The 12,462-nt window shown below is 68.8% G+C and carries 12 protein-coding genes, 1 tRNA gene and 1 other RNA gene; 7 read left to right on the top strand and 7 right to left on the bottom strand.

Going from position 1 to position 12,462, the window contains the following annotated elements:
* The first annotated feature begins 71 nt into the window (after nt 1-71).
* Nucleotides 72-935, top strand: coding sequence for a non-homologous end joining protein Ku (gene ku / locus CSIV_RS12560; RefSeq protein ID WP_077051730.1), 864 nt, complete (start codon nt 72-74; stop codon nt 933-935).
* Between the two features lie 12 nt (nt 936-947).
* Here ku and CSIV_RS12555 read toward each other — a convergent pair whose 3' ends face one another.
* Complete coding sequence (locus CSIV_RS12555; protein WP_077052647.1) at nt 948-1,694, bottom strand: DedA family protein; 747 nt, start codon at nt 1,692-1,694, stop codon at nt 948-950.
* A 51-nt stretch (nt 1,695-1,745) separates the two neighbouring features.
* Nucleotides 1,746-1,827: transfer RNA gene (locus CSIV_RS12550), tRNA-Leu, on the bottom strand.
* Nucleotides 1,828-1,955: 128 nt separating this feature from the next.
* On the opposite strand from CSIV_RS12550, the gene CSIV_RS12545 reads away from it, so the two are divergent.
* Nucleotides 1,956-2,984, top strand: coding sequence for an NADPH:quinone reductase (locus CSIV_RS12545; RefSeq protein ID WP_077051729.1), 1,029 nt, complete (start codon nt 1,956-1,958; stop codon nt 2,982-2,984).
* A gap of 54 nt (nt 2,985-3,038) precedes the next feature.
* On the opposite strand, the gene CSIV_RS12540 is transcribed toward CSIV_RS12545, so the two are convergent.
* From CSIV_RS12540 to CSIV_RS12530, 3 genes are all read right to left on the bottom strand, one after another.
* Complete coding sequence (locus CSIV_RS12540) at nt 3,039-3,674, bottom strand: YoaK family protein (RefSeq protein WP_077052646.1); 636 nt, start codon at nt 3,672-3,674, stop codon at nt 3,039-3,041.
* A gap of 149 nt (nt 3,675-3,823) precedes the next feature.
* Entirely contained in the window at nt 3,824-5,593 is a 1,770-nt protein-coding gene (locus tag CSIV_RS12535; protein WP_160897413.1) for a M20/M25/M40 family metallo-hydrolase, read from the bottom strand.
* Nucleotides 5,594-5,755: 162 nt separating this feature from the next.
* Nucleotides 5,756-7,051 (bottom strand): MFS transporter, encoded by a 1,296-nt coding sequence (locus CSIV_RS12530; RefSeq protein WP_237488623.1) that lies wholly within the window; start codon nt 7,049-7,051, stop codon nt 5,756-5,758.
* On the opposite strand from CSIV_RS12530, the gene prfB reads away from it, so the two are divergent.
* From prfB to smpB, 4 genes are all read left to right on the top strand, one after another.
* On the top strand, nt 7,050-8,162 hold the full coding sequence (gene prfB, locus CSIV_RS12525; RefSeq protein WP_077052644.1) for a peptide chain release factor 2: 1,113 nt from the start codon (nt 7,050-7,052) through the stop codon (nt 8,160-8,162). The two genes, CSIV_RS12530 and prfB, sit on opposite strands and share 2 nt — an antisense overlap.
* Before the next feature lie 102 nt (nt 8,163-8,264).
* Nucleotides 8,265-9,263: a cell division ATP-binding protein FtsE gene (gene ftsE, locus CSIV_RS12520; protein WP_077051727.1), complete on the top strand. Its 999-nt coding sequence runs from the start codon at nt 8,265-8,267 to the stop codon at nt 9,261-9,263.
* Nucleotides 9,260-10,177 carry a permease-like cell division protein FtsX gene (ftsX, locus tag CSIV_RS12515; protein ID WP_077051726.1) on the top strand — a complete coding sequence of 306 codons (918 nt, stop codon included), beginning with the start codon at nt 9,260-9,262 and terminating at the stop codon, nt 10,175-10,177. Before ftsE ends, ftsX begins: the two co-directional genes overlap by 4 nt.
* A 51-nt stretch (nt 10,178-10,228) precedes the next feature.
* Nucleotides 10,229-10,705, top strand: coding sequence for an SsrA-binding protein SmpB (gene smpB / locus CSIV_RS12510; protein ID WP_022878410.1), 477 nt, complete (start codon nt 10,229-10,231; stop codon nt 10,703-10,705).
* Between the two features lie 3 nt (nt 10,706-10,708).
* On the opposite strand, the gene CSIV_RS12505 is transcribed toward smpB, so the two are convergent.
* Complete coding sequence (locus tag CSIV_RS12505; RefSeq protein WP_077051725.1) at nt 10,709-11,356, bottom strand: SIMPL domain-containing protein; 648 nt, start codon at nt 11,354-11,356, stop codon at nt 10,709-10,711.
* A gap of 133 nt (nt 11,357-11,489) precedes the next feature.
* Here CSIV_RS12505 and ssrA point away from each other — a divergent pair.
* Nucleotides 11,490-11,859, top strand: a transfer-messenger RNA (tmRNA) gene (gene ssrA / locus CSIV_RS12500).
* A gap of 129 nt (nt 11,860-11,988) precedes the next feature.
* Here ssrA and CSIV_RS12495 read toward each other — a convergent pair.
* A complete protein-coding gene (locus CSIV_RS12495; RefSeq protein WP_077051724.1) occupies nt 11,989-12,441 on the bottom strand; it encodes an SMI1/KNR4 family protein in 453 nt (150 codons plus the stop codon).
* Between the last annotated feature and the right edge of the window lie 21 nt (nt 12,442-12,462).

Raw genomic sequence — 12,462 nt, 5'->3', positions numbered from 1 at the left:
AGAGCGGACGAGGGCGCGGATGCCGCGCAAGGGTCTCGGCATCCGGGCTGCCGGGGGTGTTCACTGGACCCATGCGATCGATCTGGAAAGGCGCACTGACCTTCGGTCTCGTCAACGTGCCCGTCAAGGTGTACTCCGCGACCGAAGACCACGACGTCCCGCTGCACCAGGTGCACAACAAGGACGGCGGACGCATCCGCTACCAGCGCATCTGCGAGGTCGACGGCGAGGTCGTCCCGTACCAGGACATCGACCGCGCCTACGACGACGGTGAGCAGACCGTGGTGCTGACCAAGGACGACCTCGCGTCGCTCCCGAGCGAACGCAGCCGAGAGATCGAGGTCGTCGAGTTCGTCCCCAGCGACCAGGTCGACCTGCTCACCCTCGACAAGGCGTATTACCTCGAACCTGACTCCGCGTCGCCGAAGGCCTACGTCCTGTTGCGGAAGACGCTGGAGCAGACCGACCGCACCGCGATCGTCCGATTCTCGCTCCGGCAGAAGACACGGCTGGCGGCGCTCCGCACGCGCGGTGACGTCCTCGTGCTCCAGACGCTGCTCTGGGCCGACGAGGTGCGTGCGGCCGAGTTCCCCGCCCTCGACGAGGACGTGCGCATCTCCGCGAAGGAGCTGGAGATGTCGGCCTCCCTCGTCGAGAGCTTCTCGAAGGACTTCGACGCCGAGGAGTTCGGCGACGAGTACCAGCGCGAGCTGCGCACGCTCATCGACGCCAAGCTCGAACAGGGCGATGCGATCGACACGGCCGCGACGTTCGGGGAGCAGGATGCCGACGACGACGGCGGAGAGGTCATCGACCTGATGGAGGCGCTCCGCGCGAGCGTCGAACGCAGTCGCGCGGCGCGTTCCGGGAAGGCCGAGGAACCCGCCCCGAAGAAGAAGGCGGAGCCGAAGAAGAAGGCCTCGAAGGCGTCGTGATCGCCGCCGCGCTCAGTGGGAGCGGTGGTCGCCGTCCTCGAGCGTCTTGGGGTCGAGGACCAGTGACGCCGAATCGGTCGAGGTGCCGGCAGCCGCCTCGCGTTTGGCCGCGGCACGCTCGCGGAAGTAGTGCACGGCGATGAAGATCGCCGTGCCCGCGACGGCGGCGAGCAGGATGACGTCGATGTACTCGGTCACGATGTCGCGCACGAACGGGATGTAGCCCACGGCGTAGCCCAGCATCGTCAGGCCGACACCCCAGATGATGGCGCCGATCAGGTTGTAGAGCGAGTACTTGCGCCACGGCATGTGGCCGACGCCGGCGGCGATGGGCGCGAAGGTTCGTACCACCGGCACGAAGCGGGCGAGGATCACGGTGATGCCGCCGAAGCGCTCGAAGAACGCGTTCGTGCGTTCGACGTTCTTCCGGCTGAAGATGCCGGATTCCTTGCGCTCGAAGATCGACGGTCCGGCCTTGTGGCCGATGAAGTAGCCGACCTCGCCGCCGATGAACGCGGACACGCCGATCGCCAAGGCGACCCACCAGGCGTTGATCCCGAACACGCCGTTCGGTGCCGCGGGAGTCGAGTGCGACAGGAGCCCCGCCATGATGAGCAGCGTGTCACCGGGGAGGAGGAAGCCGATCAGCAGCCCCGTCTCCGCGAAGATGATGAAGCACACCACCAGCAGCGCCCACGGCTGGGAGTTGGTGATGATGGCGGCCGGGTCCAGCCAGGGGAGCAGGCCTGCGGAGTGGATCACATCGGTCCCGTCGGGTCGGAAGAAACGGTGTCGTGGAAGGGATGTCCGTGCGGAAGGGGGGACTTGAACCCCCACGCCCGAAGGCACAGGAACCTAAATCCTGCGTGTCTGCCGGTTTCACCACTCCCGCGAGATGACTCATTCTAGGGCTGACCGTCCCGCGCTCCATGTGAAGCCGCCGTCAACGACGACGACCCCATGTCGGGAGCAGGCGCGTGTCGCGGGAATGCGGACTCGCCCCCGGTCCTTCACCTTCGTATGAAGGCAATCGTCTACTCCACCCCCGGTGATTCGTCCGTCCTCTCGCTCGTCGACCGCGAGATCCCCGAACCCGGCCCCGGCGAGGTCCGGGTGCGCATCGCCGTCTCCGGCGTCAACCCAACCGATTGGAAGGCGCGAGCGAGCGTCGGACGCCCCCTCGTCGCCGACGAGGTCACCCCGAATCAGGACGGTGCCGGAACGGTGGATGCCGTGGGCGACGGCGTCGACCACCTCGCCGTCGGCGACCGCGTGTGGATCCACCTGGCTGCTCACCAGCGGCCGACGGGGACCGCGGCGGAGTACTCCGTGATCCCGGCTGCGCGCGCCGTGCCCCTCGCCGACGGGGCGTCGTTCGAGCTCGGGGCCAGCCTCGGCGTCCCCGCCATGACGGCCCACCGCGCCCTCACCGTGCACGAGTTCGGCCCGGCGCGCCTCACGCCCGGGGCGCTCGAGGGTCGGATCGTCCTGGTGCAGGGCGGCGCCGGTGCCGTGGGGCACGCGGCGATCCAGCTCGCCGTCTGGGCCGGCGCCACCGTCATCGCGACCGTCAGCAGCGCCGAGAAGGAGGCGTTCGCCCGCGCCGCCGGCGCCCACCACGTGCTGCGCTATCCCGATGCCGGGTTGGCGGATGGCGTCCGTGAGCTCGCCCCGCAGGGCGTGGACCACATCGTCGAGGTGGCGATCGCCGAGAACGCAGGGCTGGACGTCGAGGTCGTCGCGAACCACGGGTCGATCGGGTACTACGCCGACAACGGCGGCGACACCTTCACCGCGGCCGTGCGCGACAGCTTCGCAAAGAACGTCCGCTGGCAGGGACTGCTGCTCTACACGGTGGGCGAGGAGGCTCTCGCCGCCGCGGCGGAGGATGTCTCGGCCGCGGTCGCCGACGGGGTGCTGCCGGTGGGGGAGGACGCCGGTCTTCCCCTGAAGCTGTTCTCGCTCGAGCAGACCGCCGCGGCGCATGACGCCGTCGAGGGCGGCGCGACCGGGAAGGTGCTCATCCGGGTGGCGGATGCCGACGACTGATCGGTCTCGCTGAGCCGGGTCGAGGCGCGGGTCGAGAAGACCCGCGCTTCGACGTCACGTCGGCTGACGGGCGAGGGTGATCGCGCACATCCCCAGCGCGACGCACGCGAGGGCCAGCGCGAGCGGGCTGCCGGCCCGGTGCGCCACCGCACCCAGGACCGCTCCCGTGACGAGCGCGCCCCACAGCAGCAGCGGTCGCCTCCACGCCGTCCGGGCGCCGCCCGTGACGAGCGCGGCGAGGGCGAGTCCCAGACTGACCAGTGTTCCCGTGCTGTAGGTGATCGCGACGCGCGCACGGCCGTCGGCGAGGAACAGCGTGTTCAGGGCTCCCATCGCGGCCGCCAGGAGTCCGGCGCGCCACAGCGTGGCGGAGCCGGCGAGAGCGAGCAGCGCCACCGAGCCGACGACGAGAGCCGCTCCCGCGACGATCCAGGGCCGGGGTCTCGCCAGAGCCGTGTTCGCGACGCCGCCGAGCGCCACGCCCGCGACGAACGCGGCGATGATGCCGGCGGATGCGAGGGCGATCAACGCTCCCGGACCGATCACTTCGACGGCCGCTTGGGTGGAGTTGCCGCTCATGAAGGAGACGAACAGGCCGCCGGTGTCGAGGAAGCCGATCGCGTCGACGAAGCCCGCGACGGAGGCCAGGGCGGCGGAAACGGCGAGCGATCCGCGGTCGACGTCTCTCATGACGGCATCCCTTCCGACGATCGGTGCGCGTCCGGGATCATCGTCCGGCGTCGGGGGCGTCGTCGGCAAATCGGCGTGGACGCCGGTTGCGGCCACGACACGGCGACGGGGTCGCGCACATCGGTGCGCGACCCCGCCGGTGCGTGGTGTTACGAGGCGTCTCCGCTCTGCGAGCGACGACGGTGGATGATCGTTCCGGCCGCGATGAGCACGCCGAGGCCGAGCATGCCGGCGCCGATCAGCGGCAGCGGCGAGCCCTCGACCTCCGAGCCGGTGTTCGCGAGATTCCCGCGCGAACCCGTGGTCCCCGCGGGTGCGGTGGTCGCGGTCGGGGACGCGCTGGCCGAGACGCTGGGCTCGGGTGACGGCTCCACCGGGGGGTCGGTGGGCTCGGGCGACGGCTCGACCGGAGGCACGACCGCGTTCCACGCGAGCACCGCGGCGGCGTTGCCGATCGCGGGAGCGAAGATGTCGATCGACTCCCGGCTCACGTTCGCGAGCGTGTCATCGACCGTGTGATAGTTGCGATCCATGATGACCCCGGCCTCGCCGCCGAACACCGCGGCCTGCTCGGCGGTCTTCACGTCGTCGGCGCCCGAGAAGAGGCCGCCCGCGGGGATGCCGTTGTCGATGAACGCCTGGTAGTCCGAGCGTCCCGAGTACTCGCTGTCGATCCAGGGCTGGTCGATGCCGTCGAAGTAGTCGGTGTAGACCTTCTCCAACTCGGCGGAGCCCTCGGGGATGTCCACGCCCTCCGCGGGGAACGTCGAGCGGTTGGCGTCGTACACCCCGACCGTGAAGTTCTCCGAACCGATCATGTCGTAGTTGAGGTACGCCGAGATGCGGCCGAGTTCGGCCGGATCGTTGGCCGCGAGGTCCTCGACGTAGCGGGTCGAACCCACGAGCCCGACCTCTTCGGCGCTCCAGAGCGCGAGGCGGATGCGCTTGTCGTTCGGGACGTCGGATGCCGCGATCTTCTCGGCCAGCGCGAGGATCGCGGCGGAGCCGGAGGCGTTGTCGTTCACGCCCGGTCCCTCGGGGACACTGTCGAGGTGCGCACCGATGACGATCGTGTCCTCGGGGTCGCCGGCGATGCTGTCGGCGATGACGTTGAACGTCTTGCCGATGAGGAACTCCTTGACGATCTCGGCCGTCCCCTCCACCGGGGTGTCCGCCGGGGCTGCGGCGATGAGGGCCGCCAGGGTCTCGCCCGAGGCCTGCGGCAGGGTGGCGGCGGGGGCGTTGTCTTCGTTGCGGGGACCCGATGCGACGTTCGTGAGTTGGTCTTCGGGGCCGACGCCCTCCTCGGTCGGACGGGTGTTGTTGTAGACGAACACCGCGCCCGCTCCGGCGGTCGAGGCGAAGCCGATCTTCTCCTCGAACGTGCAGACTCCTCGCTGCACGAGCACGATCGCCCCGTCGGGGATGTCGGCGAAGTCGTCGGCGACGCAGCCGAGCCGCAGGCCGTCATCGTCGGCGGCGGGCTGAGCGAGCGGCGCCGTGTAGGGCGCGTCGGTTCCCTCGGACAGGTCGAAGTGCGAGCCCTCGTAGACGGTGCCGTCCACGGTCAGGCTCGCATCGCCGAAGACCGAGTACGGCTCCTCGAACTCCTGGCGCGTGACGGTGAACGCGCCGGTGTCCTCCAGTACCTGCTCGGCGTACTCCGCGGCGGCGGTGTAGCCGGGGGCGTAGAACGCCCGGTAGTCCTGGTCGGCGTACGACTCGGTGATCTCCGCGATCTCGGTCAGGTGCGTCATGACGTCCGCGCCGGTCAGGCCGAGCGTCTCGGGGCCGTCCTCCGGCGCCGCGGTGGCCGCCGGGGCGATCAGGAGCGAGCCGCCGACGAGAGCTCCGGCCGCGATCAGGCAGGTCGCGCGTCTCGCGCGCGGGGGAGGGGTCGACAAAGTGGTTCTGGGCACGTGAATGCACCTCTCCGCGGGCACCTCTGCCCGCATCATCCAGGGGGGAATGACTCCTGCCGTCGTGAGGAGACGGCAGTGGTCACGATTGTGACCACAATTTCCGGCGATGAACAACAGGTGCAGGAATGTTTACGGGACAGAAACATCCCGCGGTGCGGATCAGCGCGTGCGCGGCACGTACCTCGGTACCCAGCGCACGAACCCCGCGGCCCCGAGGACCGCGATCACGCCCATCGCCGCGACCGCGACCGGCAGCGACACCGCAGCGGTCAGGACGGAGATGAGAACGGGGGCGACGGCCCCGCCCCCGTCGGTGAGCGTGCGCCAGGATCCGAGGAACGCCGCCGGATCGGTCGTGGGTGCGATGTCGGCGCCGAGGGTCAGCAGGATGCCGCTGGACAGTCCGTTGCCGACGCCGAGTACGGCCGCGAACATGGCGAACCACATGGACGCGCTGTCGAGTTCGTGCGTGACCGAGAGGGCGAAGAATCCCGCACCCATCAGGATCATGGCGGGGAGCGCGGCCCAGAGGCGTCCGAACCGGTCCATGACCTGCCCGCTGGCGTAGAACAGCGCGAAATCGATCGCGCCGGACACGCCGACGACCACGGCGATCGTCGAGGCGTCCAACCCGAGCGAGACGCCCCACAGAGGCAGCACGACTTGACGGGCCGACCGCACGGCCGACAGGGAGGCGGCGGCGAGGCCGAGGCGTGCGAGCACACCGCGGAACCGCCACATCGTGCGGAACACGCCGGTGCGCTCCACCGTCGGGATCGAGCCGGTGACGGGTTCGCCGGTGTCCTCGGCATCCACCCCTCCGGTCGCTCGCGCGGTCGGTGCGGCGATCGCGCGTTCCGGGTCCGGACCGAGGAAGACCAGAAGGATCGTCGCCACCTGGCAGACCGCGAAGAACGCGATGGATGCCGACTCCTCTCCGAAGATCCCGAGGAGGGCGGCGGAGATGAACGGGCCCACGAACATGCCGAGCCGGAACGTCCCGCCCAGCAGCGACAGCGCCCGCGCGCGGAAGTGCAACGGCACGCGCGTGGTCATGAACGAGTGTCGGGCGAGGGCGAAGGATGCCGCGCAGAACCCGATCAGGAAGACCGCGGCCGCGAACACGGCCAGCGAGTTCGCGAGCACCACCCCGACGAGACCGCCGAGGATCACGATGCCGGCGACACCCATCGTAAGGCGTTCTCCGAACCGCGCCACCGCCCACCCGGCGGGGATGTTGCCGCAGAGCTGCCCGACGACGAGCGCCGACGCGATGAGCGCGGCGAGGGCGACGTCCGCGCCGAGCCGGTTCGCGATCACCGGGATGAGCGGGATGACCGCCCCTTCGCCGAGGGCGAAGAGGAGGGTGGGGCCGTAGATCATGGGCGCGAAGCGCACCAGCACGTCTCGGGGGGAGTCGCTCGTCATCGTGTCCACGATAGGCTGGAGTGTCATGCTCGAACTGGACCTTGCCGCCGACATCCAGGCGCTGCGCTCGACCTTCGCCGATATTCAGGCCGTGGTCGACGTCGACGCACTCACCGCCGACATCGAACGCCTGAACGAGGAGGCCGGTGCCCCCGACCTCTGGGACGACGTCGACAACGCCCAGAAGGTCACCAGCCGCCTCAGCCACCGTCAGGCCGAGCTCAAGCGCATCACCGAGATCGAGCAGCGTCTCGACGACCTCGAGGTGCTCGTCGAACTCGCCAACGAGATGGAGGACGAGGAGTCCGCCGAGGAGGCGCGCAAGGAGCTCGCCTCTCTCCGTGACGTGATCGGGCAGCTCGAGGTGCAGACGCTCCTGGACGGCGAGTACGACGCGCGGTCCGCGGTCGTGACGATCCGCTCCGGCGCCGGTGGCGACGACGCGACCGACTTCGCCGAGATGCTCCTGCGCATGTACCTGCGCTGGGCCGAGCGCCACAAGTACCCCGTGAAGGTCATGGACACCTCCTACGCCGAGGGCGCGGGCATCAAGTCGGCCACGTTCGAGATCGACGTCCCCTACGCCTACGGGACCCTGTCCGTCGAGGCCGGCACCCACCGTCTCGCGCGCATCAGCCCGTTCGGCGGCGCCGACAAGCGCCAGACGAGCTTCGCCGCCGTCGAGGTCATCCCCGTCATGGAAGAGGCCGTCGAGGTCGAGGTCCCCGAGGGCGACATCCGCGTCGACGTCTTCCGTTCGTCCGGCCCCGGTGGCCAGTCGGTCAACACGACCGACTCGGCGGTGCGCATCACGCACATCCCGACCGGCCTCGTCGTCTCGATGCAGAACGAGAAGTCGCAGATCCAGAACCGTGCGGCCGCCATGCGCGTCCTCCAGACGCGCCTGCTGCTGCTCAAGCGCGAAGAAGAAGCGGCCAAGAAGAAGGAGCTCGCCGGTACGATCACCGCGAGCTGGGGTGACCAGATGCGCTCCTACTTCCTGTACGGCCAGCAGCTGGTGAAAGACCTGCGCACCGGATACGAGGTCGGCAACCCCGCCGTCGTGTTCGATGGCGATCTCGACGGCCTGATCGCCGCCGGCATCCGTTGGCGCAAGCGCAAGGACGACGACGACTGATCCCGGGATGCCACGGTCGTGGCATCCATAGGACTCTCCCGGTTTCGAGACCCGGCGCGTCCTGTCGAGCTGGGCGCATCGCGCGCTTAGGCTCGTCGAGCCATGATCCGGTTCGAGAACGTCACCAAGCGGTATCGCGGCACCACGAGACCGGCGTTGAACGCCGTCGACTTCGAGGTGCAGCGCGGAGAGTTCGTCTTCCTCGTCGGAGCTTCCGGCTCCGGCAAGTCGTCGTGCCTGCAGCTCATCCTGCGGGCGGAGACGCCGAGCGAGGGGAGGGTGGTCGTCCTCGGGCGAGACCTGCGCACCCTCTCCAACCGGAAGGTGCCGTACTTCCGGCGCCACATCGGATCGGTCTTCCAGGACTTCCGACTCCTGCCCAACAAGACCGTGCACCAGAACGTCGCCTTCACCCTCCAGGTCACGGGCGCCTCGCGCGGCTTCATCCAGCAGGCCGTGCCCGAGGTGCTCGCGCTCGTCGGACTGGACGGCAAGGAGAAGCGACTTCCTCACGAGCTCTCCGGCGGTGAGCAGCAGCGTGTCGCGATCGCCCGCGCGCTGGTGAACCGACCTCAGGTGCTGCTCGCCGACGAGCCGACCGGAAACCTGGATCCCGGCACCTCCATCGACATTATGCAGCTGCTCGCGCGGATCAACGCCGGCGGCACGACGGTGGTCATGGCCACGCACGAGGCAGGCTTCGTCGACCAGATGCAGCGACGCGTGATCGAGCTGAGCAACGGCGAGATGGTCCGTGACGAGCGGCGCGGTGGATACGGCGACACGTCCGGTCTGCCCCGGCTCGCCCCCGAGGTCGAGAGGGGCGCGGCCGCGGTCGCCGCCCTGACCGCCGTCTTGGAGGTGCAGCGCGAGGTCGCGCATATCACCGGCGCCGTCGAGCCGCTGAACCTCGAGGACGCGCAGCGCGCCGAGGCCGAGCGGGCCGCGGCCGCGCCGGCGACGGAAGCGGCGCCGGAGCCCTCGACGCACACGCGCTCGGTCCCCGTCACGACGCCCGATGTCGATGCGCTCGGACTCGCCGACCGCCTCGGCCTCGCCGACAAGAACGACCGCGACGACGAAGTGGGACCCACCTCATGAGATTCGGTCTCATCCTCTCGGAGGCCTTCTCCGGTCTGCGTCGCAACGCCTCGATGGTCATCTCGGTGATCCTGGTGACGTTCGTCTCGCTCACGTTCGTCGGCGCCGCGATGCTCATGCAGATGCAGATCGGCAAGATGCAGTCGTACTGGACCGATCGCGCCCAGGTCGCCGTCTTCATGTGCTCGACCGTGTCGGACAAGCCGTCCTGCACCGCGGGTGAAGCGGCCAGCCAGGACCAGATCGACCAGGTCCGCGCGACGCTCGAGGGCCCTTCACTGGCGCCGTTGATCCGCAACTTCACGTTCCAGACCAGTGACGAGGCCTTCGAGAACGCCAAGGGGCTGCTGTCGGCGGACATCGCCGACGTCGTCACCGCCGACCAGTTCAACGCCACCTTCAGCATCAACCTGGTCGATCAGAGCCAGTCGGACGTGATCTCCGAGGCGTTCAGCAACCAAGCCGGCGTCGAAGAGGTGACCGACCAGATGCAGTATCTGGAGCCGCTGTTCCAGACGCTCACCGTGGCGACCTACGTCGCCGTCGGCATCGCCGGTCTGATGCTCATCGCCGCCGTGCTGCTCATCGCGACCACGATCCGGCTGTCGGCTTTCGCCCGGCGCCGCGAACTCGGCATCATGCGACTCGTGGGCGCGTCGAACAGGTTCATCCAGACGCCGTTCGTGCTCGAGGGCGTGCTGGCCGCGCTCATCGGTTCGGCTCTCGCGAGCGTCGCGGTGTGGGCGATCGTCGAGGTCGGCGTCAACCAGTATCTGCGCGAGCGGATCTCGTTCATCACGTCGTGGGTGGGCTTCTCCGACGTCGCGATCGTCGTGCCGGTGATCATCGTCATCGGCGTGCTGCTGGCGGCGCTGAGCGCGAGCTTCGCGATCCGCCGCTGGCTGCGCGCCTGATCGCGTAGACTGAGGGGCTCTGTGTGCCCGGAATCATGAGGAGGTGGCACCATGCCTCGTGAGCAGGGTGAAAAGCTCATCGCGTCGAACAAGAAGGCGCGTCACGACTACGCGATCGAGAAGACGTACGAAGCCGGGCTCGTGCTGACGGGCACCGAGGTGAAATCGCTCCGGCAGGGGCGGGCGAACCTCACCGACGGCTACGCCTACATCGACGGTGGTCAGGCGTACCTGGATGCCGTCCACATCCCGGAGTACTCGCAGGGCCACTGGACCAACCACTCCGCCAAGCGCACGCGCAAGCTGCTGCTGCACAAGGACGAGATCGTGAAGCTCTCGCACGCGGTCGCCGCGGGCGGGTACACGCTCGTGCCCCTGCGCCTCTACTTCCTCGACGGCCGCGCCAAGGTCGAGATCGCGGTCGCGAAGGGCAAGCGCGAGTTCGAGAAGCGCCAGACGATCCGCGAGCGCGAAGACAAGCGCGAGGCGGAACGCGCGATGCGCACGAAGAACCGCCTGGGGGAGTGACCCTCACTCGGCGACGAATCGGCCTTCGACGGTCGCGCCGACGACCAACTCGGGCGGCTGCAGGCTGAACGAGGTACCCGTGTCCGCCTTCGCGAACATCATGCGGGGAGCCGCGGCATCCTGTCGCGACTCCAGCAGGCCCGCGTCCGCGATCTCGACAGCGGTGACGGACGCCAGTCCCAGCGCCTCGGCGTAGGCGGCCGCCCGCCCCACGGCGACCTGCACGGCCGCGGCGGCCACCTTGCGTTCGACGCCCACGCGGGTGTCGCGGGCGAGGCGCCAGTCCACCGCGGTGACCTGCACGTCGTCCGACTCGGCGACGTCGCCCAGCCACCACGACAGCGCACCGGCGTCGGTGAAGGTGGCCGACAGCTCCACGCTCGCGTGGTGCACGAGGGGCAGTTGGGCGCCCTCGCTGTTCCAGGGGCGGTCGGACCAGACGGACACGCGTGCGCTCGACCACTCCGAGACCTCGCCCGACCGCAGGTGCGCGACCAGCCCGTCCTGGACCGATGCCGCCCGCTCCTGCGCGCGCTCGACCACGGGACCGCGAGAGGGACCGTCGGTGGACACGGTGACGCGCACCGCGGCCTCTTCGGCGCGCACGCGCGTTTCGCTCTCGCCGCGGACGGTGATGGTGACCTGACTCATGCGGCGAGCCTAGGGGAGAGGCCGGGAATGGCCCAGGGGCGCGATCCGTTGTAGTCTGTGATGCTCGGGTGCTTCGGCATCCGAGGATGGCAATTCCACAGTGTGACGATGGTCGCTCCTACACGGAGTTCCCGGGGCTGATCGGTTTCGACAGCGCCTGCGAACCTGCGAGAAGCGGGCCGAGGATGTGGGGTTATCTCGTAAACGCTCCCTGCAAAACAATAAGTGCCGAAACCAAGCGCACTGACTTCGCCCTCGCTGCGTAAGCGAGCCCGATAGTCCGTCAGACCGTGTGTGACCCCGCCACGGATCCTGGCGTCATTTAGGGGTCTTGCTGTGTGACGGCGTCCGGACGTCACGCGGGACTTTTCCCGGACTGGGCCTGTCGACTTAGGTGTCTGTGACAAAGGTCGGGGCCGAGCAGAACGTCTGCACAGACTGCGCCCGGAGAAAACGCGGAGACCCAGCGTTGGACGGGGGTTCGATTCCCCCCAGCTCCACGAACCATCGTCACACCGACGGAGTACGGAAGACCGCCCCACGGGGCGGTCTTCTGCTTTATGCCCTCGGGGCGTGAGTCCTTGTGCAGGGCAGATCGGTCACCGGGCTCCCCGCGCGGGTGGCCGTGACCATCACGAATTCGATTCGTCGAGGACCCAGTCGATGCACTCGCGCACGAATTCGGTGAACGTCCGACCCGTCGCTTCGAGTTCACGGGTCTCATGCAGGAACCAGTAGACCGCTCCCACGTCGTCGGTGTCCGGGTGACCGCGAAAGCACGCCAGATCTCCAGCTCCATTGTTCAAGAACGTGATCATGTCCAACGGGAGCCCGCCGTCGGCGCGTTCGTGAAGCGTCGCCTGCGTGACCAGCATCGACGGGTACTCGACGTCGGGACCGAGTCCGAAGAATTCACTGCTCCCGATCGACATCCACGCGAACGTCCGGAGGTAGACGTGGAAGTCGGGCGGGAAAGACCCGAGGAGTGACTCTGCCTCGCTTATCTCCTGCTCAGAGACTCCAGATCCCATCTCGGCCTCGCCGCGCTGTGCGAGGGTCATTATCTCCATGACGAGGTCGTCCAAGGGGATCCTCCGGATCGCGAG

The sequence above is a fragment of the Microbacterium sp. CSI-V genome, from assembly GCF_001984105.1.
Lineage (GTDB): Bacteria > Actinomycetota > Actinomycetes > Actinomycetales > Microbacteriaceae > Microbacterium.
Note: the sequence above shows the minus strand (reverse complement) of the source record. Positions and strands in the feature narration are given on the sequence as shown.

Coding starts and splice junctions, on each gene's coding strand:
- CSIV_RS12530 (WP_237488623.1), bottom strand. CDS start 7,051: ATGACACTCCAGCCTATCGTGGACACGATGACGAGCGACTCCCCCCGA.
- prfB (WP_077052644.1), top strand. CDS start 7,050: ATGCTCGAACTGGACCTTGCCGCCGACATCCAGGCGCTGCGCTCGACC.
- ku (WP_077051730.1), top strand. CDS start 72: ATGCGATCGATCTGGAAAGGCGCACTGACCTTCGGTCTCGTCAACGTG.
- ftsX (WP_077051726.1), top strand. CDS start 9,260: ATGAGATTCGGTCTCATCCTCTCGGAGGCCTTCTCCGGTCTGCGTCGC.
- smpB (WP_022878410.1), top strand. CDS start 10,229: ATGCCTCGTGAGCAGGGTGAAAAGCTCATCGCGTCGAACAAGAAGGCG.
- CSIV_RS12545 (WP_077051729.1), top strand. CDS start 1,956: ATGAAGGCAATCGTCTACTCCACCCCCGGTGATTCGTCCGTCCTCTCG.
- CSIV_RS12540 (WP_077052646.1), bottom strand. CDS start 3,674: ATGAGAGACGTCGACCGCGGATCGCTCGCCGTTTCCGCCGCCCTGGCC.
- ftsE (WP_077051727.1), top strand. CDS start 8,265: ATGATCCGGTTCGAGAACGTCACCAAGCGGTATCGCGGCACCACGAGA.
- CSIV_RS12505 (WP_077051725.1), bottom strand. CDS start 11,356: ATGAGTCAGGTCACCATCACCGTCCGCGGCGAGAGCGAAACGCGCGTG.